20 protein-coding genes are annotated in these 23,599 nt (G+C 47.0%); 6 read left to right on the forward strand and 14 right to left on the reverse strand.

Annotated features, from left to right (window positions below; translation table 11 throughout):
• Positions 1-82: 82 nt before the first annotated feature.
• The 6 genes from GWO68_RS16155 to GWO68_RS16180 all read right to left on the reverse strand — a co-directional run bounded on the left by GWO68_RS16155 (position 83) and on the right by GWO68_RS16180 (position 7,144).
• A complete protein-coding gene (locus GWO68_RS16155) occupies positions 83-949 on the reverse strand; it encodes an SMP-30/gluconolactonase/LRE family protein (RefSeq protein WP_162347510.1) in 867 nt (288 codons plus the stop codon).
• A 62-nt stretch (positions 950-1,011) separates the two neighbouring features.
• Positions 1,012-2,124, reverse strand: a complete 1,113-nt coding sequence (locus GWO68_RS16160) for an AMP-binding protein (protein ID WP_162347511.1) — start codon at positions 2,122-2,124, stop codon at positions 1,012-1,014.
• Positions 2,125-2,354: 230 nt separating this feature from the next.
• Positions 2,355-2,810 (reverse strand): DoxX family protein, encoded by a 456-nt coding sequence (locus GWO68_RS16165; protein ID WP_202923790.1) that lies wholly within the window; start codon positions 2,808-2,810, stop codon positions 2,355-2,357.
• A gap of 782 nt (positions 2,811-3,592) precedes the next feature.
• Entirely contained in the window at positions 3,593-5,284 is a 1,692-nt protein-coding gene (gene menD, locus GWO68_RS16170; protein WP_162347512.1) for a 2-succinyl-5-enolpyruvyl-6-hydroxy-3-cyclohexene-1-carboxylic-acid synthase, read from the reverse strand.
• Positions 5,285-5,452: 168 nt separating this feature from the next.
• On the reverse strand, positions 5,453-6,631 hold the full coding sequence (locus tag GWO68_RS16175) for a chorismate-binding protein (protein ID WP_162347513.1): 1,179 nt from the start codon (positions 6,629-6,631) through the stop codon (positions 5,453-5,455).
• Between the two features lie 90 nt (positions 6,632-6,721).
• Entirely contained in the window at positions 6,722-7,144 is a 423-nt protein-coding gene (locus GWO68_RS16180; protein WP_162347514.1) for a hotdog fold thioesterase, read from the reverse strand.
• Between the two features lie 58 nt (positions 7,145-7,202).
• Here GWO68_RS16180 and GWO68_RS16185 point away from each other — a divergent pair, with 58 nt between their 5' ends.
• The 3 genes from GWO68_RS16185 to GWO68_RS16195 all read left to right on the forward strand — a co-directional run bounded on the left by GWO68_RS16185 (position 7,203) and on the right by GWO68_RS16195 (position 10,243).
• Entirely contained in the window at positions 7,203-7,868 is a 666-nt protein-coding gene (locus tag GWO68_RS16185) for a histidine phosphatase family protein (protein WP_162347515.1), read from the forward strand.
• An 84-nt stretch (positions 7,869-7,952) separates the two neighbouring features.
• Positions 7,953-9,665, forward strand: coding sequence for a pyruvate dehydrogenase complex dihydrolipoamide acetyltransferase (locus GWO68_RS16190; RefSeq protein ID WP_162347516.1), 1,713 nt, complete (start codon positions 7,953-7,955; stop codon positions 9,663-9,665).
• Positions 9,666-9,889: 224 nt separating this feature from the next.
• The gene (locus GWO68_RS16195) at positions 9,890-10,243 is read left to right on the forward strand and encodes a hypothetical protein (RefSeq protein WP_162347517.1); all 354 of its coding nucleotides are present in this window, start codon (positions 9,890-9,892) and stop codon (positions 10,241-10,243) included.
• Between the two features lie 116 nt (positions 10,244-10,359).
• Here GWO68_RS16195 and GWO68_RS16200 read toward each other — a convergent pair whose 3' ends face one another.
• From GWO68_RS16200 to pxpB, 5 genes are all read right to left on the reverse strand, one after another.
• Positions 10,360-10,908 carry a DUF922 domain-containing protein gene (locus GWO68_RS16200; protein WP_162347518.1) on the reverse strand — a complete coding sequence of 183 codons (549 nt, stop codon included), beginning with the start codon at positions 10,906-10,908 and terminating at the stop codon, positions 10,360-10,362.
• Positions 10,909-11,074: 166 nt separating this feature from the next.
• Complete coding sequence (locus GWO68_RS16205; RefSeq protein ID WP_162347519.1) at positions 11,075-12,265, reverse strand: NRAMP family divalent metal transporter; 1,191 nt, start codon at positions 12,263-12,265, stop codon at positions 11,075-11,077.
• On the reverse strand, positions 12,262-13,065 hold the full coding sequence (locus GWO68_RS16210; RefSeq protein ID WP_317164540.1) for a LamB/YcsF family protein: 804 nt from the start codon (positions 13,063-13,065) through the stop codon (positions 12,262-12,264). Before GWO68_RS16210 ends, GWO68_RS16205 begins: the two co-directional genes overlap by 4 nt.
• Positions 13,035-14,042: a 5-oxoprolinase subunit C family protein gene (locus GWO68_RS16215; RefSeq protein ID WP_162347520.1), complete on the reverse strand. Its 1,008-nt coding sequence runs from the start codon at positions 14,040-14,042 to the stop codon at positions 13,035-13,037. The genes GWO68_RS16210 and GWO68_RS16215 overlap by 31 nt, the downstream gene beginning before the upstream one ends.
• The gene (gene pxpB / locus GWO68_RS16220; RefSeq protein WP_162347521.1) at positions 14,032-14,763 is read right to left on the reverse strand and encodes a 5-oxoprolinase subunit PxpB; all 732 of its coding nucleotides are present in this window, start codon (positions 14,761-14,763) and stop codon (positions 14,032-14,034) included. Before pxpB ends, GWO68_RS16215 begins: the two co-directional genes overlap by 11 nt.
• A gap of 425 nt (positions 14,764-15,188) precedes the next feature.
• Here pxpB and hslV point away from each other — a divergent pair, with 425 nt between their 5' ends.
• Together hslV and GWO68_RS16230 are read left to right on the forward strand one after the other, a co-directional pair.
• The gene (hslV, locus tag GWO68_RS16225; protein WP_162347522.1) at positions 15,189-15,731 is read left to right on the forward strand and encodes an ATP-dependent protease subunit HslV; all 543 of its coding nucleotides are present in this window, start codon (positions 15,189-15,191) and stop codon (positions 15,729-15,731) included.
• Positions 15,732-16,096: 365 nt separating this feature from the next.
• Positions 16,097-17,068 (forward strand): deoxyhypusine synthase family protein, encoded by a 972-nt coding sequence (locus GWO68_RS16230; RefSeq protein WP_162347523.1) that lies wholly within the window; start codon positions 16,097-16,099, stop codon positions 17,066-17,068.
• Positions 17,069-17,246: 178 nt separating this feature from the next.
• Here GWO68_RS16230 and GWO68_RS16235 read toward each other — a convergent pair whose 3' ends face one another.
• The 3 genes from GWO68_RS16235 to GWO68_RS16245 form a co-directional block, all read right to left on the reverse strand.
• Entirely contained in the window at positions 17,247-17,603 is a 357-nt protein-coding gene (locus tag GWO68_RS16235) for an endonuclease domain-containing protein (RefSeq protein ID WP_162347524.1), read from the reverse strand.
• A 138-nt stretch (positions 17,604-17,741) separates the two neighbouring features.
• Positions 17,742-20,324, reverse strand: coding sequence for a M1 family metallopeptidase (locus GWO68_RS16240; protein ID WP_162347525.1), 2,583 nt, complete (start codon positions 20,322-20,324; stop codon positions 17,742-17,744).
• A 102-nt stretch (positions 20,325-20,426) separates the two neighbouring features.
• Positions 20,427-20,978, reverse strand: a complete 552-nt coding sequence (locus GWO68_RS16245) for a 2'-5' RNA ligase family protein (protein ID WP_162347526.1) — start codon at positions 20,976-20,978, stop codon at positions 20,427-20,429.
• A 237-nt stretch (positions 20,979-21,215) separates the two neighbouring features.
• Between GWO68_RS16245 and GWO68_RS16250 the strand changes: the two genes are divergently transcribed.
• Complete coding sequence (locus tag GWO68_RS16250; RefSeq protein ID WP_162347527.1) at positions 21,216-23,144, forward strand: ABC-F family ATP-binding cassette domain-containing protein; 1,929 nt, start codon at positions 21,216-21,218, stop codon at positions 23,142-23,144.
• Positions 23,145-23,599: the final 455 nt, after the last annotated feature.

The raw sequence follows: 23,599 nt of genomic DNA on the forward strand, positions 1-23,599 counted from the left end.
GTTACGCAACTATAGCCTGCCTTAAAAAACGAAGGGCAACCAGCACATAAGCCGGTTGCCCCTCATCATGAAAATAGACTCTCTAATAACTAACGGAATAAGCTACTACGCTATTGCCCCGGAAGGTAGGAATGTATAATAATTTTGTTTCGTTGGAGTAAGTAATGTCTGCAGCATTCAGGTTTTTGTCTTTTGTATCCAGCACTTTCCACTTTTTGCCTTTCTGGTTTACGTAATACACTTCGCCGTCCCAGTTCGATATAAAATAACCTTCAGTTCCTGCTTTGGCTATGCCATCTGCATTAGGGATCTTATCGGTCAGGTCCTCAAATTTTTTAGTTTCCGGATCTAAAAAGCGTACCTCGCCGTTGCCCATAAACGCTACCACCAGGCGGTTTCCTTCGTAGTACAGGCCATTAGGTTGTTCATCTTTTGTATTACCAAGCCACTCGGTCATGCGCCCGTTGCGCAGTTGGTAAATTGTGTTTTTACCCATATCCGAAATGTATACATTGCCTTCTGCATCAGCAGCAACATCGTTCAGAAATTCTGCTCCTTCGGCTTTATAACGGCCAAGTATGGCACCTGTCTGGGCTGCTATAGTTATTACCTCATCCACATCCGACACATAAAGCACGTTGTTGTGCAGTGCCATGCCTTTGGGGTTGTTGAGGCTGGTTACCCAGTACAGTTCTTCTATCTGGCCTTGCAGGTTTAGTTTAGAAATAAAGCCATCGCCGTCTTTGGGGTCTTTGCTTTGGTTGATGTTGGAAACGTATAATACGCGTTGTTCGGGGTCGTAAAGTACAGATTCGGGAGTGCGCAAGGTGTTATCAGTTGCCCAGACCTGCTTCAGCTCTACAGGGCCTTTAGGAGTGTTCGCAGCACCACAGCCTTGCAACGCAGCAACTATAAACAGCACAAAAGTATAGCGGAGTATAAGACGCATGATATTATTTGTTTGGTTTACCCGCTAGTACGCTTACTTGCGGCAACTGTTTAGTATAGAACTTAGATAACCTCCAGGCCCAGTTTGCGGAGCGTACGCTGCTTAGAAACCTTACCGGTAGCGGTTTCGGTAAAGGCAGGGCAGTAATAGTATTTTTTAGGGCGCTCAAACTTTTTAAGTAGTGGCTTAATGCGGCTTTTAAGTTCTTTTTCTTCGGCCTCGGTAAATGGCTCGGTTTCCATCACCAGTATTACATGTTCGCCCAGCAGCTCATCGGGTTGCGAGGTTACAAAAAATCGAGGCATGGGGTCCAGATCAGCCAGGGCTTCGGCAACAGCTACTTCCACTACTTCGCTCTGCACTTTTACGCCCCCAGAGTTTATGGTATTATCTACGCGGCCAATCCAGCGGAAGCGGGTAGGCGTAAGCAGCTCAACTAGGTCGTTGGTAACGATAAGTTCGTTGTTTGTAACGTCGCCCTGAATGGTCAGGCAACCACGGTTGTCAAACCCAAGCCTGATGTTTTCCAGTACATCGTAATAGTCGGCTGCATTGGGGCCATTTAGCAGCCGGAGGGCTACATGCGATGCCGTTTCCGTCATGCCATAGGTGTGGTAGGCAGGGGTGGTTAAGCGCTGCAGTTCGCGTTTCAGGGTAAAGTTTACAGGTGCGCCACCAATCAAAATGCCTTTCATGTGGTTTATGCGGGCAGTGTTTTCGGGAGTATCCTGTAGTATCTTCTGCAGCTGCATGGGCACAAACGAGGCAAAATCAAACAGCATTTCCTCCGGAACCAGCTTCAGCGGATTACTGATGGGCTCAACTATAATCATCTGCAACTCTGCCATAAAGCCGCGAGCCAGCATCATCATGCCGGCAATATACTCGGTATTAAGGCACACCAGCATGGTATCGCCGGGCTGTAGTTTAAGTAGTTTTATAGTTTTGCGGGCACTGGCCTCCAGTTGCTGGCGGGTAAGGTGTATGGTTTTGGGCGTGCCCGTTGAGCCGGATGTTTGTATCGGGAATTCCTGCACGCCGTTTAGCCAGTTGCGGCAAAATTCGAGGGTTTTTGCTTCGTAACCGTTCAGTTCTATGCTGTTCCGGAACGAGTATTCCGCTATCTCATCAAAATAGAATTTTTTGCCGTTCAGCAGCAGGTAATTTTCAGGCATTGCTTTTATATTTTGCAGGCATTAGCACATACGCAAATGTACTAGTTGCGCTATACAAAATCGCAAAAAAGTGGTTTTAATGTTGGGTTATGATTGTTGATTGTTAATTGCTGATTGTTGGATGGGCTAAAGTATAAGCAAAATCAGAGACGCAAAAATATTGCGTCTCTACAGAAATCTGCTTTCTAATTTACAAACTCTTAAACTATCTAATTCCCAAACTCTTTAACTTAATACAGCCAGTCGCGTTTTGGTTTGCGAATCAGGTGATCGACAGAGAAACGGCCGGAACCAAAAATCAGAAAAGCGATCAGCACGATCAGCACAATGATGGAAGACCAAAGCTCGGTGTTCTCAGAATAAAAGCCGTGTTCGGGGTTAATAAAGAAAACGGCGCCCAGCAATATCGGGATCTGGAACAGGATGGCCACCCGCGTAATCAGGCCAATGGCAATAAATAAGCCGCCCACCAGGTGCGCAAAAGCCACATAATGTGCCAACCCAATCGATACCCACGGAAACTGGCTTTTCTGCATAATACTGAACAGGGCATCTGTATTTTGTACAAACATAATCCCTTTCATCAGCAGGAATATACCTAATCCTATTCTAATAAAGTCGAGCCAGATGGGGTGGTGGGTATCAGCCCAATGCTCAACGCGATGCATGTCGTGTGTTAAGTTCATGGCTAAAGTATTTTATGAAACAAATTGATTTATAATTATTTAAACGTTTTTATAGGATTTTCGGACAGGTTATGGAAGTGATATCTGTTAAAGAAGGTTGTTTAGGTACTAGGGGTATTTATAGTTGAGATAATTTATAGTTCTTACTTTGTCATTCCGAGCGAAGACGAAGGAGTCTTATGTGTCCTGTAGTCCGATCTTTTATTACTTGAACTAAGCTATCCTTTCATACTTCCTCTAATCCTGGGAGCTTTACTTGCCTATAGTTCCAATTGAGCTTTGGCTCCCTCACGGCCGGGAGGCCCCGTCTTCGGGCATCGCGCTGCTGCCTTCTTGCTATCCTCGTGCCTCGGATTGGCTCACGCCACCGCAACAAGTCAAAGGCGCTCAACCCAAAGACTGCGATCTTTCGCATAGTTACCTGTATCTATAGTTTAAACTTGCTCGCTTCGAAATTGATCTTAACTATAGTTTCGTAGGGACAGGTCGCGACCTGTCCGATCGTGGACTCTAACTATAAAACCATAAATCCAACTATAGCAAAGGCAGAGAGTCCCCCTTTGAAGGGGGTAGGGGGATGACTAACTTCAACTATGAAACTATAAAGCAAACTATAGCAAATGCAGCAATTCCCCTCTTGAGAGGGGCAGGGGTGTTACTCCCTCTCCTTGTAGGAGAGGGCTAGGGTGAGGTAAAAAAATCCCCGCCTTAGACTACCGAGAACGAGAGTTCGAAGAAGTGAGCATAGCGCTGAGGGTAATTGGATTAATTTACCTTTAAACCTATAACGCTTTTAACAAGGCCTGTTTATAGTTGGCAAAGGCAGCTGCATTGGCTTTACTGTTTGTAAAAATCTCTAAAATACCTGCTCCGGCATCTTCAGCAAAAAAAACAGGTAATGCCTTCTCAACCTCTGTTAAACTAAGGCAGGCGGTATAGCTCATTCCAAAATCCCGGGCAGTGTTGGCCGCATCTAACGCTTGTTTTGTCTCGAAAAAATCTTCCAGCTCAGGTTGCTGTTTGGGGCCATCTATCAACCGGAAAATTCCTCCTGCGTGGTTATTTAGAATTACGATGCGCAGGTTGTGTGGTAGGTAATTATGCCACAGCCCGTTACGGTCGTAGAAGAAGGCCATATCGCCGGTAACCAGGGTGGTAATGTTGGGGCTTGTAAGGGCGCAACCCACCGTAGTACTGTTGCTACCATCGATGCCGCTGGTGCCGCGGTTGGCGTATACTTCTATGTTTTTTCCGGCAGCAAGCCCGATAATGTTGGCGTAGCGCACGGCCATGCTGTTTGCTACATGTAGGTTACTCTGGCTGGGCAGGTGCTGTAATACTTTTGCTATAGCAGACATCTCGCTGAACTCAGCTTCCGAGGTATAGTGCTTTAAAAACGACGCTGCTTTATTTTCTATATTAGCCCATGCAGAACTATAGTTGGTATTTGAGGTAGCTTCTATTGCTTTAAAAAAAGCCTCCGGGGTGCAACGGATAATGCGTGAAAGCGACTGATAGGTATCTGCTACCTGGCCGGCAGGTTGTATGTGCCAGTGCGCTTTGGGCTTATACTTGCGCAGGTATAGTTTCAGGGCTTTGGAGATAATGGATTTGCCAAACGTGATGAGCAGGTCTGGTTGCAGTTTCGCTAACTTCTCAGGGTCAGGGCAGGCGAGTGTAGCGTCCTGGTGGCGGATAGTTTGCGGTAATTCATGCAGATTCGCGATCAGGTCGCTAACTACAACGGCACTACTTCTTTGGGCAAACTGCTGCAATACTGGCTGTAGTCCGGAAGTATGGTTTTGCTGACCGGCAACTATAAGTATGCGGTTATAGTTGCTGATCTCCTGCTGCAGTTGCTGTATTTGCGTAGCACTCAAACTATAGTCTGGTAGCTCTTCTTCAATAATTTTTACGCCTGCATCAAATGCTAATTCTTCGCCGGGAGCCGGGTAGAAGGGTTCGCGCAGCGGGATGTTGATATGTACCGGCCCGGCAGGGTAGGCCATCGTTTCATTCAGCGCTTCAGAAACAATGCGCTCGCTGTGCCACACGCTGTCTTTATGCGAAAAATCTGCGGGGAAAGTATAGCTCTGTTTTATGTGCTGGCCGAACACGTTTTGCTGGCGGATGGTTTGCCCGTCCAGCTGGTCAATCCACTCGGGTGGGCGGTCGGCGGTAAGTACAAGCAACGGCACCTGCTGAAAAAAGGCTTCGGCCACGGCAGGCGCATAGTTTAAGGCAGCTGTGCCCGATGTGCAGACAAGTACAGTTGATTTTCCGGTTGTTAAGGCCATGCCCAAGGCAATAAAAGCGGCTGCGCGCTCATCGCTCACTGTGCGCACCTTTAGCTTCGGGTGACGGGCAAATGCAATGGTTAAAGGCGCACAACGCGAGCCCGGCGACAATACCACATTTTCCACGCCTTTGCGGGCACAAATCTCGGCTATATTAACAACTGGCTGTAATATCACGGGTTACTTGTTAAATTATTGATTGTTAGATTGTTGATTGTTTAGAAATTCTGTTTTCATCTCGACGATAGGAGCGAACCTACCACCAGTACTTCAGATTTCTCGCTAAAGCTCGAAATGACAAATATGTAGCAATTAAACTATCAACAATTTAGCAATTTCTCTCATTTAAAATTCCGACAGGACTTTACCCATCGTCTGCATTTTGTGTTGGGTTTCCTGCCACTCTTTTTCGGCGTCAGATTCTCCGGTAATGCCGGCGCCGGCGTAAAGTATGGCTTCATTTTGGAGCAACTGCATGCAGCGCAGGTTTACGTACAAATGGGTGCCTTCTTCGGAATTAACCGGACCTAAATAGCCGCTGTAGTAACTACGGTTATAGCCTTCATGAGCCTTTATAAACTGTAGCGCCGGTTCTTTTGGTAATCCGCAGACAGCCGAGGTCGGGTGCAGCAACTCCAGCATATCAGTACCTAAGGTAGGGAAGTCCACTTCTTTCAGATCCACGCTGAAATCGGTTCTCAGGTGCATCAGGTTTCCGGCAACTATAGTTCTAGGGCCAACTTCGGTGTACTCGCGCAGGCGCAGCTTTTTAAAGCAGCTCAGAATGTAGCGCTCCACCATGCCTTGTTCTTCAATCTCCTTTTGCCGCCAGATCGCATTTCCAACCGGTTCGCCATCTATGGCAGGTTGTGTTCCGGCCAGTGCTACCGTCCTGAATATTTTCTGTGGATCTATAGTTACTAAAATCTCAGGCGAAGCGCCCAGCCATGTTCCAACTTCAGGCACCGAAACCAGCGACACAAAAGCTCTTGGATAAGTATCCAGAATAAAACTATAGGCAGCAACCACATCGAAAGCAGCAGGCAATGGTTTGGCAGCAGTGCGCGAAAGCACTACTTTCTCCATCTGGCCTGCATTTATACTTTTTACAGCTTCGGCAACGGCACTTTTAAAACCGGTTTCTGTTTGCTGATGAATTGTTTCTGACGCGTGCTGGTGCCAGCTATAGTGTACAGGTTGCGATGTTTCCAGGGCAACTATAAATTGCTGCTTTTGCGCTTCTGTTACAGTCGCATCAAAAGTAATTAAACGGCTTTCGGAACTATAAACGATAGCAGCTTTTATGAAAACAGGAACCTGCTCGCCAACTATAAACGGGCTGAAAAGAAAACCTGGAGCACTGTTTTCGAGGTGGGGTTGCGTTACTGTCTGTGCCTCGTCAAACGAAATGTAAACCAGTGTTTCGGAAGTTAAAGGTAATCGCCAGGCAGCTACGGGAAAGCCTAATGCCAGCGCCGCAACTATAACCTGATTTAAAGTATATGTAGGGGTATCTGCACCCATTTAGTCAATTATCAAATAACAGTTATCAGTTATTGCAAAACGGATAACTAAAGTTAAAAATGCGGACAACGAACAGCCAAAAACCAACAACTAACCTTTCTTGTCAATAACAGCTACTGTCATGCGACTGATGCATACCAGGTCGCCGGCTTCGTTGGTTATCTTGGTTTCCCATACCTGTGTGCTGCGGCCATTGTGCAACACAGTGGCTTTACCATAAACCCAGCCTTCTTTTACGCCGCGTATGTGGTTGGCATTTATCTCCAGTCCTACACAGGCTTTTGTAGACAGGTCTACCTGCAGGGCAGCACCTATACTTGCCAGTGTTTCGGCCAGCACTACCGATGCGCCGCCATGCAGCAGGCCCATAGGTTGGTGCGTCCGGAAATCGACGGGCATTTTGCCGGATAAAAAACCTTCGCCTACTTCGGTTACTTCAATGCCCAGGTGCTCCACCATGGTATTTTTATTCCACTCCTTTACGAGCGCTAACGTACTATTATTTTTATCCATGGGCTGCGATGGCTATTTTCGCGGTTGAAAAGTCCTAAAAAGCAAAAGTAGAAGAATTTTGAGTATCAAAAAAGTATACCTTATCCGCCACGGGCAAACAGATTATAACGTGCAGTGCATTGTGCAGGGCAGCGGCGTAAACTCGCAGCTAAATGACGAAGGCCAGCGCCAGGCCAGCCTGTTCTTCCAGCACTATAAACACATACCTTTCGATAAAGTTTATACCTCTACGTTGCAGCGCAGCATACAGTCGGTGCAGGGCTTCCTGGACCTGGGCATCCCCCATGAAACCCATGCCGGCCTGAACGAGATAAACTGGGGAACCCGCGAAGGAACCAGAATTACCCCCGAAGAAGATGCCTATTATCACAACATACTACAGACCTGGTGCGATGGCGAAACCCATGTTTGTATAGAAGGCGGCGAAAGTCCGGACTTGGTGGCCGAGCGCCAAAAGTCCGTAATCCAGACTATACTGAGCCGCCCGGAAGAAGAAACCATACTTATTTGTATGCACGGCCGGGCCATGCGCATTTTGCTGTGCCAATTATTAAGGTACCCGCTCCGCTGCATGGACCAGTTCGAGCACCGCAACCTGTGTTTGTATCAGCTCGATTACACAGGCAGCATGTTTACTGTTAAAAGCTACTGCGACACCGCCCACCTGCATGTGGCTAAACTGCCTGACCTGGCTGCACCAGGCACTCACGAACAAATTAGGTAGTATAGTTTGAATAAAATATTTTTAAATCTAATTTTGGGCGGATTATAAGATGCCCAGCTTTGGGCGCAAAACGATACGAGAAATATGGCTGAAGTAATAAGAATGCCAAAGATGAGTGACACAATGACCGAAGGGGTTATTGCATCTTGGCTGGTAAACGTAGGAGATAAAGTTAGTTCCGGCGATGTGCTGGCTGAAGTAGAGACCGACAAAGCAACTATGGAGCTGGAGTCGTACAACGATGGCACACTGCTTTACATCGGCCCAAAAAAAGGCGAAGCTGTACCTATTGATGCTGTAATAGCCATTATCGGTAAAGAAGGCGAAGACATTTCGGGCTTATTGAACGAAGCAGGCGGAAGCGCTCAGCCCGCTGAAACTGCCAATACAGAAGCTCCGAAAGAAGAAAAGAAAGAAGAAGCACAACCTGCTGCTCCTGCCAAAGCAGAAGCGCCGGCCGCTAAAACCACTGTAGATACCAGCAACATTAAGGCAACTGCTATCAGAATGCCGAAAATGAGCGATACCATGACGGAAGGCGTACTGGTTAGCTGGCTGAAAAAAGTTGGCGATAAAGTGAAGTCTGGTGATGTGCTGGCCGAAGTTGAGACTGATAAGGCTACGATGGAGCTGGAGTCTTACGAAGATGGTACCCTGCTTTACACGGGCGTAAATGCCGGTGATTCTGTTGCTATTGATGCTGTTATTGCCATTATAGGTGAAGAAGGTGCTGACTATAAAGCTTTATTAGAGGGTGGCAGCACTGCCAACAAGCAGGAGCGCCAGGAAAACCAACAGACAGATGCAGCCATAGATGCCAGCACAGGTGCTGTAACTGCTGATAAAGTAGAAGAGACCAAAGTGCCTGCCTCAGGCGAAACTACTGCTGAAGGTACTACTGCCGAAGGTGGCCGCATTAAAGCATCGCCGTTGGCTAAGAAAATGGCGCAGGACAAAGGCATAAATCTGGCGCAGGTAAAAGGTACCGGCGAAGGTGGCCGCATTGTGCAACGCGACATCGAAAACTTTAAACCAGGCGCTGCACCTGCACCACAACAGGCTCCGGCTGCAAAACCTGCTACTGCACCTACTACAACTATACCGGGCGCACCAGGCGAGGAGTTTGAGGAAGTAGCTGTATCGCAGATGCGAAAGGTAATTGCCCGCCGTCTGGCCGAAAGCAAATTCTCTGCACCGCACTTCTACCTGACCATGGAAATTGACATGGACAAGGCCATGGAAGCGCGTGTTTCAATCAATGAAGTTTCTCCGGTTAAGGTATCGTTCAATGACCTGGTAATTAAAGCGGCAGCTGCTGCGCTTCGTCAGCACCCTGCGGTTAACTCATCATGGTTAGGCGATAAGATCCGTTACAACAAGCACATTAACATTGGTGTAGCCGTAGCGGTTGAAGAAGGCCTGCTGGTACCGGTTGTGCGCAATGCAGACTATAAGTCGCTGTCAACTATAGCTGCCGAGGTAAAAGACCTGGGTGGTAAAGCGAAGAGCAAGAAACTACAGCCATCAGACTGGGAAGGTAACACATTTACCATCTCTAACCTGGGCATGTTTGGCATCGAAGAGTTTACTGCTATCATCAACCCACCGGATGCGTGCATTATGGCAGTAGGTGGTATTAAGCAGACACCTGTAGTTCGCGATGGAGAGATCCGTATCGGCAACGTAATGAAAGTTACTTTATCATGCGATCACCGCGTAGTGGATGGTGCTGTAGGTTCAGCTTTCCTGCAGACATTTAAGAACCTGCTGGAGAACCCTGTTAGAATACTGGTGTAGATCGCATCAAACTATAAACTACAAGAAAGCCTCTCCGGAAATGGAGAGGCTTTTTGTTTTATGGTTAACAGTAATTATCATGCTTCCTGAAAAGTAGCCACGGGTGTCTGGGATCCCTCAAATTTTTGGGCGCATGTAGTACCCCGTAGCGACTGAACGTATGTAGTATTTTATGGTTTGTAACATATTGTGGCTCAATGCATTCGGTTTGCGTATAATATACTATGAAAAAGTTATACATACCTACAATACTCATTTTGCTGTTGGTGCTTATTGGCAGTTTTCCGGCTATGGCACAATCAACCAACTCGAGAGCTGACGAAGATGCGCGCCGCCTTCATCTGGCCGACTCGTTATTTCAGGTGCGAAGTGCTTCAACAGAAGTAACCAAATCGGCGCTAAAAGAAGCAGAACGAGAGTTAAAACTGGCCCAGGATAAATATAAAGCTGCAAAAGAGGCGCATAAACGCAACACGGATGCTGCTAATGCGGCCAAAAAAACATACAAGCTCGAGCAAAAATCTATAAAAGCCCGCGAAAAAGCCGAGAAGCAATCTGCTAAGTCCGGCGATATGTAAAATACTACTCGGGAATTTGAGTGTAACGGTTGTATTAAGATAGTTCGTAGCAGTTGCAAAGGATAAAAAAACCTCTCCGGGGTAGGAGAGGCTTTTCTGTTTGTAAACTATAGCTTTTATACTTCAGCTTCGGTATTTATAATCTTAAGTGCTTTCGCGATCTTGTTACTCCATTTCTTTTGCTTAGCATAGTTGTTTCCGCCATAGGTTTCGCGGTCATAGCGGTCCTGGTGGGCCTGCATCAGCGCTATTTTATCCTGCAGCATCTTTTCTACCTGGTCTTTTTGTTTCAGCGTTTTTCTGTCCAAGCTATTCAGTTCTATTTCCAGGGTCTCGGCATACAGGTGGGCAATGTCGAAGTGTAGCTGCTCATGTTTTAAGGAGTAATCATCGCGGTAAGCAGGCTTTACCCACGACTCATCCTTAAAAGCCACGGCATACGCATCGTAAGTTACGCCCCCGGACCAAAAGCTGGTTTCCTTTACCTTTAAAAAGATGCTTACCGTAATTTCGGCGCCTTTATGTGCGTCAGATGGTTTGGGCCGGCCTTTAAAATCCTGCCAGGTCAGTTTTTTGCCGGGCTCATAGGCCAGTACATTAAAGCTCTGTGCAAAGCTGCTCAAAGAAAGTATAAGGCCTAACAGTGTCAGAAAGTAGCGTTTCATGTGGTTTCTCATAGTTGCTTTGGCTTACAGATGCATAAAACGAGCCAAACATACTTTACCTGCCGCCTTCAGCCCGAAAATATACACGCCGGCTGCCAACTATAGTTACAGATATGTACAAAAAAGTAAAACGTTTTTTCTGCCCAGACTTCCCGGCAACTATAGCTTACCTGAATAATTCCGGCAGCTGCTGAAGTAACGTATAACCGCCCATCCAGGCCATCACCAGCACTACCAACGCCCCGAAAACAGTGAGCCAAAGCGGGTGGCGGTAATCCCCGATGATTTTTCGGTTATGCGCTGCCAAAAGTATGGTACCTAACGTAACCGGCAGAATAAGGCCATTAAGCGAGCCGGCAAGTATAAGCAGGTGCACCGGTTTGCCTATCGTTACAAAAATAAGGGTGGAGATAACTATGAAGAGGATGATCACCCAGTTTTCGTACCTGGCAATGGTGCTGTTAAACGATTTTATAAAAGATACTGAAGTATAAGCCGAGCCAACTATAGAAGTTATAGCTGCTGAGAACATAACGATACCAAATAACTTATAGCCCACATTGCCTGCAGCCAGCTGAAAAACGGAAGCCGGCGGGTTGCTTTCGTCCAGCAACAGCCCTTTACTGATAACGCCCAGCGCAGCCAGAAACAAGAAAATACGGATTACAGAAGCGATGGTAATACCTGATACTGCACTGGTTGTTACCTCCAGCAGGGCAGCTTTCCCTTTTATACCGGCATCCAGCAGGCGGTGGCCACCTGCAAACGTAATGTAACCCCCAACCGTGCCGCCCACCAATGTTACAATGGCAATTATGTCTATCTTTTTCGGAACAAAGGTGCGGTGTAGGGCTTCGCCAACTGGTGGCGAGGACGTAACAGCCACGTAAACGATCAGCAGGATCATAAGCAGACCCATACCTTGCGCAAAACGGTCCATAACTTTGCCGGCTTCTTTTACCAGGAAAATACCGATAGCTATACCTGCCGAAAGCACAGCGCCTGCCTCCGTTGAAATACCGAACAACACATTAAAACCCAGCCCTGCACCGCCCACATTGCCGATATTAAACGCCAGCCCACCCAGCACGATAAGTATAGCGATGAATAACCCAAGCCCCGGCAGTATTGCATTGGCAATGTCCTGGGCACGTTTTTCTGAAACGGCAATTACCCGCCATACATTCAGCTGCACACCAATATCCAGGACAATAGAGGTAAGGATGACAAAACCAAAGCTGGCAGCCAGCGATTGCGTAAAGACAGTGGTCTGGGTAAGAAAGCCGGGACCAACTGCAGAGGTTGCCATCAGGAACGCAGCGCCCAGCAGCACGCTCCAGTTGCGGGGTTGTTTCATAAACTATAGGTTGGCGCTACGTTAATACGTTCGTTTTCAAGTACCTGCCTGATGTACCGGGCAAATTCCAGGGCATGCGGGCCATCGCCGTGTATGCAAATGGTATCAGCCTGTATAATTACATCGGTGCCCTGCTGCGATAGAACTTTTCCCTCTTTCACCATTCGTACTACTTGTTTTATAGCATCTTCGTGGTTGGTAAGCATGGCATTTGGTAAACGGCGGGAGGTAAGAGTGCCATCGGGCTGGTAAGTTCGGTCAGCAAATACTTCGTTGGCAGTTTTTAAGCCCAGCCTTTTACCGGCTTTTATCATTTCGCTGCCAGCCAGGCCATACAACACGGCATCCGGGCATACCTTGTAAACTGCCTCTGCTATAGCTTCGGCCAATCCAGCATTTACAGCTGCCATGTTGTAGAGTGCCCCGTGCGGTTTTACATGATGAAGAGATGCGCCTGCTGCAGTTACAAATCCATTGAGAGCCCCGACCTGGTACACGGTCATGTCAAAAGCCTCTTGTGCAGATATGGTCATTTCGCGGCGGCCAAAGCCTGCAAGGTCTGGTAAGCCCGGGTGAGCGCCTATGGCTACCTTATGAAGCAACGCCAGTTCAACCGTTTTCCGCATTACAGCAGGGTCGCCGGCATGGTACCCGCAGGCTATATTGGCTGAAGTAACATAGGGAAGTATAGCCGCATCGTTGCCAAGGGTGTAAGCACCAAAGCTTTCGCCCATATCGCAGTTCAGGTCTACGGTAAGTTGCATCGCATTTATAGTTTCATTTTTATCTGTAAGGCCCATTCCAGCTGTTCTAATTTTTGTTCCTGTTGCATGTATAGTTGCTGTGCTTTTTCCAAAGTAACTTCTTCAAATGTAATATATTTTCCAGGCTGTACCTGCGCCAGCTTCGGCAAATCGGCTGTGATAACCTGCGCCACACGCGGATAGCCGCCAGTGGTCTGGTGGTCGGCCATAAGCACGATAGGTTGCCCTTGGGGGGGGACTTGCACGGTGCCAAACGTAACTGCACTGGAAAGTAATTCTTTCGGTTCGGTTAGGGAAAGCGGAGAGCCCTGCAAGCGATAGCCCATCCGGTCCGATTCAGATTTAACCAGGTATTTTTCTGTCCGGAAGTGTGTCAGGTCGCTCTCTGCAAATAGTTCGTATTCGGGGCCTTTTACAGCTCTTATAGTTGGGTTTTCCTCATAGGTAGGGTAAAGTTCAGGGGCAGGGGACCAGGTGGCCTGGTTATAGTTTCCGGTTCTCTCTGGTAGCTCCAGTTCCCGCCAATAGGTTGTTAGGCGCGCATCAGGTTCGTTGACATTCAAAATATCATCGGCCTGCAACGCCCTGCCTTTATACCCCCCGATACCGGCACGCAGATACGTTGCAAAACTCCCCAATACCTCCGGAACAGCATAGCCACCGGCAATGGCTACATAACTACGGCAACCAAGTACAGGCGTCCCAAAAGCAAGTATAGCTCCTTTTTTTACTAAGGTTGGGCGCCATAGTTTTATCGGTTGCCCGTCTATAGTTGGCGATAGGTTTGCTCCGGTTACTGCTATCAGATGATCTGCGTCAAAGTATAGTTGGGGGCCAAGCAAGGTTATTTCTAAGGCAGCGGAATGTGGCGCGTTGCCTACCAGCAGGTTGGCTATTCGCAGCGCAATTTTATCCATGGCGCCGCTCACCACCATCCCATCCTTTTGGTAACCATACCTGCCCTCATCCTGGATAGTGCTTAGCAGGCCCGGTTTCAGAATTTTAATGGACATGCAGTTCCTTTCGCTGCTTAAACTCGTCCGGGGTAATGGCTACAAATTTTACGGTATCGCCGGCCTGCAGCAAACTGGGCTGCTTTCGGTTTGGGTTAAAAAGTGCTAGCGGTGTGCAGCCTATCAGCTGCCAACCGCCGGGCGTCTGGATAGGGTAGATACCTGTTTGCCTGCCGGCAATACCCACGGACCCTGCTGGTATAACGGCACGCGGCGTCTTTTTGCGGGGAGCAGCAATCCGTTCATCCAGGCCACCCAGGTACGGAAAACCAGGTGCAAAACCGATCATATATACCTGGTAGCTGCCGCTGGTATGTATGGCAATCACTTCTTCCGGAGTAAGGTGGTTATGGTTGGCTACATACGCCAGGTCAGGACCAAACTTGCCTCCATAACATACTGGTATATTTACCTCGCGCGAAGTATAAACCTGGCTTTCCTTTTTCAGATGTCGGAGCATATCCAGCATCAGTACCTGTATTCTTTCGTAGGGGCTCAGGGTGTCCTGTTCTGCCAATATCCAGGGGTTATAATAAACGGTAACGGTGGTAAAAGCAGGCACAAACTCGATCAGGCCCCGGAAAGGATGCAGTTGCAGGTAAGTTGCAAAACTTCGCACCAGGTTGTGTGTTTCGGTAGCTATCGTGTCGCCGAACTGGAGCACAACAGCTGCATCGCCAAGCGGGTACATTTGCAGCGAAGCCAGGTCCTGTTGTTTCATATGCCGGGAGTATACGCGTTAGTGTTGCCTTTAAAAATTTACCTAAGCTGGTAAGCTAAATATAGGCAATCCTATAGTTATACTGCAAGTAGCTGGTAGCAGGACCAAAAATAAAAGCCGCTCCAGCAGGGCGGCTTTTATTATACAAACTAATCTATACTATTTATGGAGCGGGTAATGCTTTAGTTCTATCACACTTTATGAGGCTAACGTAAATTTACCTTTAAAAGATATACTTTTTTATATATTCTGTTTTATAGATACCTGAACTGCCCAAATGGTTGCATGCACTTTTAGAATTTTTACCGACAATTTGGCGCAAACTATACGATTGGCTTTTTGTTTGAAGATGCCGTAGTTTTACAAACATACCGTGGCAAAGTATAAACTATAGCTGCGAACACTAACATTCAATTCAGGAACACATGACCAAGATAAGATCGACTACCGTTTTAGGCATTTACCACAACGGCGAAGTAGCCCTGGGCGCCGACGGCCAGGCCACCATGGACAAGCACATTGCCAAAAGCAACGTTAAAAAAATACGTAAGCTGCTGGACGGAAAAGTAGTAACAGGTTTTGCCGGCTCTACCGCCGATGCCTTTACCTTATTGGAGCGTTTTGAAGAAAAGCTGAATGCCTACCAGCACAACATGAAACGCGCCGCCATAGAACTAGCTAAAGACTGGCGCAAAGACCAGTACCTGCGCAAACTGGAAGCCATGATGGTGGTTGCCAACAAAGATGAGCTGCTGATTATTTCAGGTACCGGCGACGTGCTGGAACCAGACCACCAGATTGCAGCTATCGGTTCGGGAAGTATGTACGCGCACGCGGCCGCACTTGCCCTGCAGAAACATGCCCCGCACTTATCAGCCGAAGAAATGGTGCGCGAAGCTCTGAACATTGCCGCCGATATCTGCATCTATACCAACCATAACCTGATCATCGAAAAGCCGGCCAAATAAGTTTTGGAGTTAGAGAGTTGCGGAGTTAGAAAGTTTGGAAGTTAAAAAGGTATAACTATAAAACTATCATCCGAACTATAAATCTGGCTAAGAATCCCTGATTTAAATAAGGATGGATTGATAACAGCAACTTTGGAACCTTAACTTAAGCTGCTGTAATTATTAGAAATTCCCCTCTTGAGAGGGGTAGGGGTGTGTAACTTCGTTCCTTTGATCCGAATGGGGTTAAGCTTGTAAGGTTTATACTTTGTTCATAGTTAACCTTATAGCTCCGATCAACGAATAACGATTAATAAATAACGAAATATGTCTTAACTTGCCACCCGAAACAGCTCGTTGGGTTGTTAGGCTTTATGCTCCAAACTATGAACGTATCAGAATTCTTAAAGAAACACTACAAACATTTTAACGCAGCCTCTGTGATAGACGCTGCCGAAGGCTATAAAACCCACCTGAACAACGGTGGCAAAATGATGATCACGCTGGCTGGCGCTATGTCTACAGCTGAGATGGGGATTATACTTGCAGAGATGATCCGTCAGGACAAAGTGCATGCTATTTCGTGTACTGGCGCCAACCTGGAGGAAGATATCTTTAACCTGGTAGCCCACGATTACTACGAGCGCGTGCCGCATTACCGCGAACTTTCTGCGGCTGATGAGGAAGCCCTGCTGGAGCGCCACATGAACCGCGTAACTGATACCTGTATTCCGGAAGAAGAGGCGATGCGCCGTTTAGAGCATACGGTACTTAAGTTCTGGGAGAAAGCTGACCAGGAAGGCAAATCATACTTCCCACATGAGTTCTTTTACCAGATACTGTTATCAGGCGACCTGGAGCAGTATTACCAGATAGACCCGAAAAACAGCTGGATGCTGGAAGCTGCTAAAAAGAACCTGCCTATCATCTGCCCGGGCTGGGAAGATTCAACGTTAGGTAACATTTATGCAGGCCACGTAATTGCCGGCGACATCAAAAATGTGCATACCATGAAAACTGGTATCCAGTACATGATTTATCTGGCTGACTGGTATACTCAGAATGCGAAAGAAGAGTCAACTATAGGTTTCTTCCAGATTGGTGGTGGTATAGCCGGCGATTTCCCAATATGCGTAGTGCCAATGCTGCACCAGGATCTTCAGCGTACAGGTGTTCCGCTGTGGGGCTACTTTGCACAGATATCTGACTCTACTACCAGCTATGGTTCTTATTCTGGTGCTGTGCCAAACGAAAAAATTACCTGGGGTAAATTAGGTAAGAATACACCAAAATACATGATCGAATCGGATGCAACTATAGTTGCCCCACTCATTTTCGCGATCGTGTTGGATATGTAATTTAGCCCAAAGGCTATACTATAAAACAAAAGCGGCTGCAGGTTTATACTTGCAGCCGCTTTTGTTTTGTACTGGCTTGTTCTGTTGCTAAACGTATTAATCTGCATTGTTGCAATAGCCCAAGTCCCTTCTCCTTGAGGAGAAGGTTAGGATGAGGTGAAAATACAGGTGAACAAGCTTAGAAGGTAATACTTCCAGAGTTACCAAATTCATTCTCTATCGCCCAAACTACTCTCTGCAATTGAGTATATACCTCACTATTCTCAAATCTTAATACTCTAAACCCCTGTTGTCGTAACCATTCATCCCGAAGTATATCTGCATATTCTGTCCCTAAATTTTGATGACTCTGACCATCAAGTTCAATAATCAGTTTTTCTTCAAAGCAAAAGAAGTCTACAATATACTTACCTATAGTGTGCTGTCGTCTGAACTTACGTCCCTTTACCTGCCTGTTACGAAGAGCTTGCCATAGAATAACTTCCGCTGAAGTAGAGTCTCTTCTTAATTGTCTTCTGAATAAAAGATTGGTCATTAGGTTCTGGTTTGGCACATAACTTTAGCCTGTGGTTTTAAGTTCAGCTGATGTGCCCCTCATCCTAACCTTCTCCCCAGGGAGAAGGGACTTTTTGACCTTCTAACTTTCTAACTTTCTAACTTCTACCTTTCTAACTCACTTGGCAAGCTTCTCAGCCCGAAACAGGTTATCGGTAGCCTGTAGTATTTTACCGCGCAGCTTCGGGTTATAGTTTGGATGTTCCTGTAAAAATGTACGAACTATAGTTGCTGCTGCTGGTGTATGGTAAGAGCCGAATGTTGCATTTAGCCAGTTTGTCGGGAAGAAAATATCGCCGGTCAGCTGTATTTCCTCCAGTAAGTCCAGACTTTGCTTCAAGTATTTTTCTGATGTGTTAGCACGTAGTGGGTGGTGCAGGTAACTAAGGGCTGATGCGACCCAGGCCTCTTTCTCACGGTTCTGCTCCTGGCTTAGCGAAGCAAAAAAAGCATCACGCACCTGTACATCCGCTGATAGGGCAGGCATCATAAACTGCAATCTTTTTTGACGGTCGGGGTTGGTAATACGTTTGAGCTGCTCATCAAGAATCGTATTTCCTTTTGGGTATTCTCTCAGGGCAAGTGCCAAGGCCAGCGAGGTATAATCGTCTTCTGTTAGCTTTATGCCTTCCGGTGCTTTCTGTGTTTGCCATACCTGGTACAGGCGTTTGGTAGCTTCCGGGGTAAGGGCGATATCCTGGTAGATTTTAAAAAGCAGTTTTTTGGCGTTTGGTGCTTTTTGTTTTTCTATGTTCTTCCAAAGCTTCTGCTCAAAAGCTGGAGCCATCTTGGTTCTTACTTCCGGACTAAGAAATTTCCAGAAAATATCGCTCGTATAGTTGGTCAGTAGTTTCAGGTTCAACTCTTCCGTTTCCTTTTCAGACTCCAGCAGTGTGAATGCCAGCAACAGGTTTGGTTTGATTCCCTCGCCACTCAGCATATCCTCATACAGGTTAATGTAGGCCGCTGCGCGCATCACCGGGTCTTTCAGTTTCGGAATTGCCTCCAGGTTATTTTCATCTACCGGAAACTGCCCGTAGCCCTGCCCCGAAGAGTTAAACAGTACATACTCAGGTTTCGCCATCCCGATTGCTTTCTCAAGTATAACTTCCTGTTTGTCCATGTTCACGGTCAATTCTTCTATGCGATCCGGGTACACCAGGGCAACTTCAAAATACTGTGGCCATAGTCTGTCAGAGCCGTCTTCGCCTTTCTGAGCAATGCTGAACTGGGTAATTCTGTTGCCATCGGTTTTTAGCTGGTAACTGAACTTGGGCCTGCCTGCTTCATCAACCCATACTTTGTTCCAGGCCTGCAGATCTATAGGCGTGCGTTTATCCAGTATTTCAATTAACTGTGGCCAGGTGGCGTTGCCATTGGCATAGGTTTTCAGGTATTCTCGCAGGCCGTCTTTAAAAGCCGTTTCGCCCATCAGCCGCTCTAACTGGCGCATCATAATGGGGGCCTTGTGGTAAATAATGTTGCCGTAAAGTGTGCCGGCATCCTGCAGGTTATCGAGTTGCTGGCGTATAGGGTTGGCACCTGCCGTGCGATCTATACTATAAGCCGCAGGAAAATGGTCCAGCAAAAACTTCAGGTCATAGTTAGCGTCGGCCATAGTTACCTGCGAGATCTTATCAGCCATAAAGTTGGCAAACACTTCCTTCATCCATACATCGTTAAACCAGCGCATGGTTACCAGGTCACCGAACCACATATGTGCCGTTTCGTGGGCTATCAGGTTTGAGCGCGATACGCGTTGGTCTTTCGTAGCGCCTTCATCCAGGAACAGGGTAGATGCTTTGTAATCAATAGCACCCACGTGCTCCATGCCGCCATACTGAAAATCGGGGATAGCGATAAAGTCAAACTTCTTGAATGGATATGGAATCTGGGTATACTCCTCCATAAATGCCAGTGCATCGGCGTGTATCTTAAAGATCGGATCGGTGCTTAGCTTTAGTTTGCTGCTGTCGGTTTCGCGGTGGTAAAAGTGCATGGGCCTGCCTGCCTCTGTTCTGCTGATCTGCTCAAAATCACCAGCCACAAATGAGAAAAGGTACGTGCTTACTTTATCAGACTCCTGGAAACTATAGATGCTGCGGTCGCCTTCTGTTGTTTTATTTTGTAGCGGGGCATTGGCAACGGCTTTCCAGTCCTGGGGTACATTCAGGGTTAAGGTAAAGGTAGCTTTAAGGTCGGGCTGGTCAAACACCGGGAAAACAGTGCGGGCTCTGTCAGGTACCAGCAAGGTGTACAGGTAATCATCGTTTCGGTTCAGCGACAGGTTGCCTGCTATAAAGCCAATCTCGATCTTATTCTCACCTTTGCGCATGTATTTTTTATCTATTAGGATATGTTCTTTCTCGAATGTAATAGGCGTATTTTTACCATTCACTTTTATAGTTTTCAGGTTAGCCGGTTGCTCTTTAAAGTCTATCTGTAGGGATTGGTTGTTTTTATTTAGCGAAAAAGTGATAACCTCTGAGGCAGTAATGAGCTGTTCTCTTTTACCCGGTATAGTTAAGTGCAGGTTATAGTTGATATTGCCTAGCATCAGCTTTCGGTACTCGGCCAGGCGCAGCGATACCCCGGTTTCAAGAGGAACTATACTTGATTCGGGAGCTAGTTGGGTGCAGGAAACAGCCGAGAAAAGTGCCAGCGACAAAGCCCCGGCTTTAAAAACGTTTATAGAAGACATGTGGTAAGACAACGCTAAGTGTAAAGTAAATATACACCATAGCAGTGGCTTAAAACAAGAGTGGCTGCAAGTATAAACCTGCAGCCACTCTTATTCTATAGTTTAGCTGATCAGTTCGCGCCGGCCGAACCTGAATTCTTCTTCTTTCAGGTAATAATCGCCGCATTGCTGCAGTATGGTAATATTATCCAGGGTTATCTCCCAGGTAAAGTTATAGTTGCACAAAAATGACAGCACGGGGCCAAGCATGGCGGGTGTAGTATCGCCGAGGGCAAGTGTAATATGCGGCAGCCACATGTTGGGGTTATAGTATACGCCCATTTCGCTGCTCATTTCTGAGATATCGCGGTGCAGTTTGTTGTGTAGCTGGTTTAGGGGCGGCGTGCGCAGCACAGGAATATACACTACTGGCGACGGCCCTGGAAAAATGCCAAGCCCGGTCGTTCGGATAGTAAAGTCAGGTGCCTCAAAGCAGGTAAGCTCCAGGTATTGCTTCAGCTCTTCCATGTCCGGAATTTCGGCCGTCAGCAAAGTCAGGTGGGGGTAAGGGGTGATTTTTACGCCACTCAATCCGAATTTGGTTTCCAGGTGTTCTGTAAGTTCAGAAACGCGCTCAGAATGGGTTTTGTCTAACAGCGAAGTGATCGCGATCATAGTTACCTGCTAAATAAAAGGTCTGCCATCTGGCAAAAGTATGCATTTATAAGTGCATTTGAATATCAAACGGCTTGTATTTGTATTTGTTTACCTTAACAGGGTAAAACGCCGGTTCTGTTGCTTTAGTATACCGGATTTGCCCGTTAACCTCTCTTTAACTATAGGATTGTGTTGCTGCTGCGCGGTATACGTTTATTTAAGTACCTTTGTAGCCTGAAGTAAGATTTCGATTAGATGATCTCCATAAACAACCTTAGCTTTCATTTCGGCAGCCGCCCCATGTACGACGATGCCAACCTGCACATCCGTCCGAAAGATAAAATCGGTCTGATTGGCCTGAACGGTACCGGTAAGTCTACGTTGCTGCGCATTATAGTGGGCGAGTACAAACCCGACAGCGGCAGCATACAAATGAGCAAGGAAACCACCATCGGCTTCCTGAACCAGGATTTATTGAGTTACCAGACCCACGAAAGCATACTGTCGGTGGCGATGCAGGCCTTTGAAGAAGCGTTGAGTTTGCAAAGCGAAATTGATAAGGTGCTGGTAGAGTTTGAGCATAATTTTGATGATAAACTGGTAGAAAGACTGGCCAACCTGCAGGAGCGTTTTGAGGCGCTGGGCGGTTATACCATGCAGGCCGAAGCCGAAGCTATTCTGGAAGGTCTTGGCTTTAGCACCGAAGAATTGCAACAGCCGCTAGCATCATTTTCGGGTGGGTGGCGCATGCGCGTAATGCTGGCTAAAATTCTCCTTCAGAAACCATCATTGCTGCTACTCGATGAGCCTACCAACCACCTTGACTTACCCTCTATTAAATGGCTGGAGACTTACCTGGAGCGTTTTGAAGGTGCTGTGATCATCGTTTCTCACGACCGCGAATTCCTGGACCGTACAACCAATATTACAGTAGAAGTATCTGGTGCCAAGCTGAATGTATACCCGGGTAACTATAGTTTTTACCTAGAAGAAAAGGCCATGCGCAACGAGATACAAAAAGGCGCTTACGAGAACCAACAGGCCCAGATTCGCCAGACCGAGCGCTTTATCGAGCGTTTTAAAGCCAAAGCAACCAAAGCCAAGCAGGCCCAAAGCCGCATGAAGCAACTGGAGCGACTGGAAAGAATTGAAGATGTAGCACCCGAATCAGCAAAAGTTAACTTCAGCTTTAAATTTAGTGTGCAGCCGGGCCGTCATATTTTTCGCCTGGAGCATATGAGCAAAGCGTTTGGCAACAAGGTTATTTTCCGGGATACGAACGTACACATCGAGCGTGGCGATAAAATTGCCTTGGTGGGTGCGAACGGTAAAGGTAAATCTACGCTGCTACGCATTATTGCCGGTACCGAACCAATACAAGGCAAACGCGAACTGGGCCATAACGTCATCATGTCGTTTTATGCGCAGCACCAGCTAGAGTCCCTGAACGTAGACAACGAAATTCTGCAGGAACTGCAGCAGGCAGGCTCTAAAAAATCTGAAGTAGAACTGCGTACTTTGCTTGGTTCTTTCCTGTTTACCAACGATGATGTTTTCAAGAAGATAAAGGTATTATCGGGTGGGGAGAAGAGCCGCGTAGCGCTGGCAAAAACGCTTATCTCCGAAGCCAATTTCCTGATGCTCGATGAGCCTACCAACCACCTGGATATGCAATCGGTTAACATCCTGATACAGGCATTGGAGCAGTATGAAGGTACATTTGTCATCATTTCCCACGACCGTTACTTTGTAGAGAACGTGGCCACCAAGATCTGGTACATCGAGGATTACCAGTTAAAAGAATACCCGGGCACGTACCACGAATATGAGGCTTTCCAGGAGAAGCGCGAAAAGGAGGCGAAAGCACAAGCTATAGTTGCGCCTGCCCCTAAAAAAGAAGCCCCAAAACCACAGCGCAGCAACAGCGAATACAACCAGCTAAGTAACCAGCTTAAACAGGCCAACAAAAAATTGACCGAGCTGGAAAAGAAAGTACAGCAACTGGAGCAGGAACTGGCCAAGTATGAAACTGAACTGGCTGACCCCAAAGTTTATGGCAACGTAAGCCTGCTGCAGGAAACCTCTAAAAAGTTTGAAGCCGTGCAGAAAGAACTGCAACAAGCCAATAGCCAGTGGGAAGAGCAGATGCTGGAAGTAGAGGAACTGGAAGGTAAATTAAGTTAGTTTTGTTTTAAGACCTAGCAGCGTGCGAAGCTCCTGCTAGCGTCTGGCCATAGGTTCAGTTTTGTCTTTTCAAGAGTAGCGAGGAATCTTATATGTCCTATAGTTGACATTACTTGCTATCTGAACCAAGCTATCCTTCCAAAGTTCCTGTATTCCTAGGAGCTTTACCTGCTTACAGTTTCAAACCAGCTTTGGTGCCCTCACGGACGGGAGGCCCCGTCTTTGGGCATCGCGCTGCTGCCTTCTTGCTATCCTCCTACGTCGGATTGGCTCACGCCACCGCAACAAGTCAAAGGTGCTCAACCCAAAGACTGAGAAGTTCCTCATAGCTAAAGCTATATTGAATGGAGAACTATAGTTATATAGCTTTATCGTTGCTATAGTTCCGTAGGGACAGGTCGTGACCTGTCCGTGAATAGGCTGTAACTATAGAACTATGCAATCAACTAAAGCAA

The sequence above is a fragment of the Pontibacter fetidus genome (assembly GCF_010119545.1).
Taxonomy (GTDB): Bacteria; Bacteroidota; Bacteroidia; order Cytophagales; family Hymenobacteraceae; genus Pontibacter; species Pontibacter fetidus.

What these genes read in the sequence shown, in the direction of transcription:
- GWO68_RS16155 (WP_162347510.1), bottom strand. Translation starts at nt 949, where the DNA reads ATGCGTCTTATACTCCGCTATACTTTTGTGCTGTTTATAGTTGCTGCG.
- GWO68_RS16160 (WP_162347511.1), bottom strand. Translation starts at nt 2,124, where the DNA reads ATGCCTGAAAATTACCTGCTGCTGAACGGCAAAAAATTCTATTTTGAT.
- GWO68_RS16165 (WP_202923790.1), bottom strand. Translation starts at nt 2,810, where the DNA reads ATGAACTTAACACACGACATGCATCGCGTTGAGCATTGGGCTGATACC.
- GWO68_RS16175 (WP_162347513.1), bottom strand. Translation starts at nt 6,631, where the DNA reads ATGGGTGCAGATACCCCTACATATACTTTAAATCAGGTTATAGTTGCG.
- GWO68_RS16180 (WP_162347514.1), bottom strand. Translation starts at nt 7,144, where the DNA reads ATGGATAAAAATAATAGTACGTTAGCGCTCGTAAAGGAGTGGAATAAA.
- GWO68_RS16190 (WP_162347516.1), top strand. Translation starts at nt 7,953, where the DNA reads ATGGCTGAAGTAATAAGAATGCCAAAGATGAGTGACACAATGACCGAA.
- GWO68_RS16195 (WP_162347517.1), top strand. Translation starts at nt 9,890, where the DNA reads ATGAAAAAGTTATACATACCTACAATACTCATTTTGCTGTTGGTGCTT.
- GWO68_RS16200 (WP_162347518.1), bottom strand. Translation starts at nt 10,908, where the DNA reads ATGAAACGCTACTTTCTGACACTGTTAGGCCTTATACTTTCTTTGAGC.
- GWO68_RS16205 (WP_162347519.1), bottom strand. Translation starts at nt 12,265, where the DNA reads ATGAAACAACCCCGCAACTGGAGCGTGCTGCTGGGCGCTGCGTTCCTG.
- GWO68_RS16210 (WP_317164540.1), bottom strand. Translation starts at nt 13,065, where the DNA reads ATGGGCCTTACAGATAAAAATGAAACTATAAATGCGATGCAACTTACC.
- GWO68_RS16215 (WP_162347520.1), bottom strand. Translation starts at nt 14,042, where the DNA reads ATGTCCATTAAAATTCTGAAACCGGGCCTGCTAAGCACTATCCAGGAT.
- pxpB (WP_162347521.1), bottom strand. Translation starts at nt 14,763, where the DNA reads ATGAAACAACAGGACCTGGCTTCGCTGCAAATGTACCCGCTTGGCGAT.
- hslV (WP_162347522.1), top strand. Translation starts at nt 15,189, where the DNA reads ATGACCAAGATAAGATCGACTACCGTTTTAGGCATTTACCACAACGGC.
- GWO68_RS16230 (WP_162347523.1), top strand. Translation starts at nt 16,097, where the DNA reads ATGAACGTATCAGAATTCTTAAAGAAACACTACAAACATTTTAACGCA.
- GWO68_RS16235 (WP_162347524.1), bottom strand. Translation starts at nt 17,603, where the DNA reads ATGACCAATCTTTTATTCAGAAGACAATTAAGAAGAGACTCTACTTCA.
- GWO68_RS16240 (WP_162347525.1), bottom strand. Translation starts at nt 20,324, where the DNA reads ATGTCTTCTATAAACGTTTTTAAAGCCGGGGCTTTGTCGCTGGCACTT.
- GWO68_RS16245 (WP_162347526.1), bottom strand. Translation starts at nt 20,978, where the DNA reads ATGATCGCGATCACTTCGCTGTTAGACAAAACCCATTCTGAGCGCGTT.
- GWO68_RS16250 (WP_162347527.1), top strand. Translation starts at nt 21,216, where the DNA reads ATGATCTCCATAAACAACCTTAGCTTTCATTTCGGCAGCCGCCCCATG.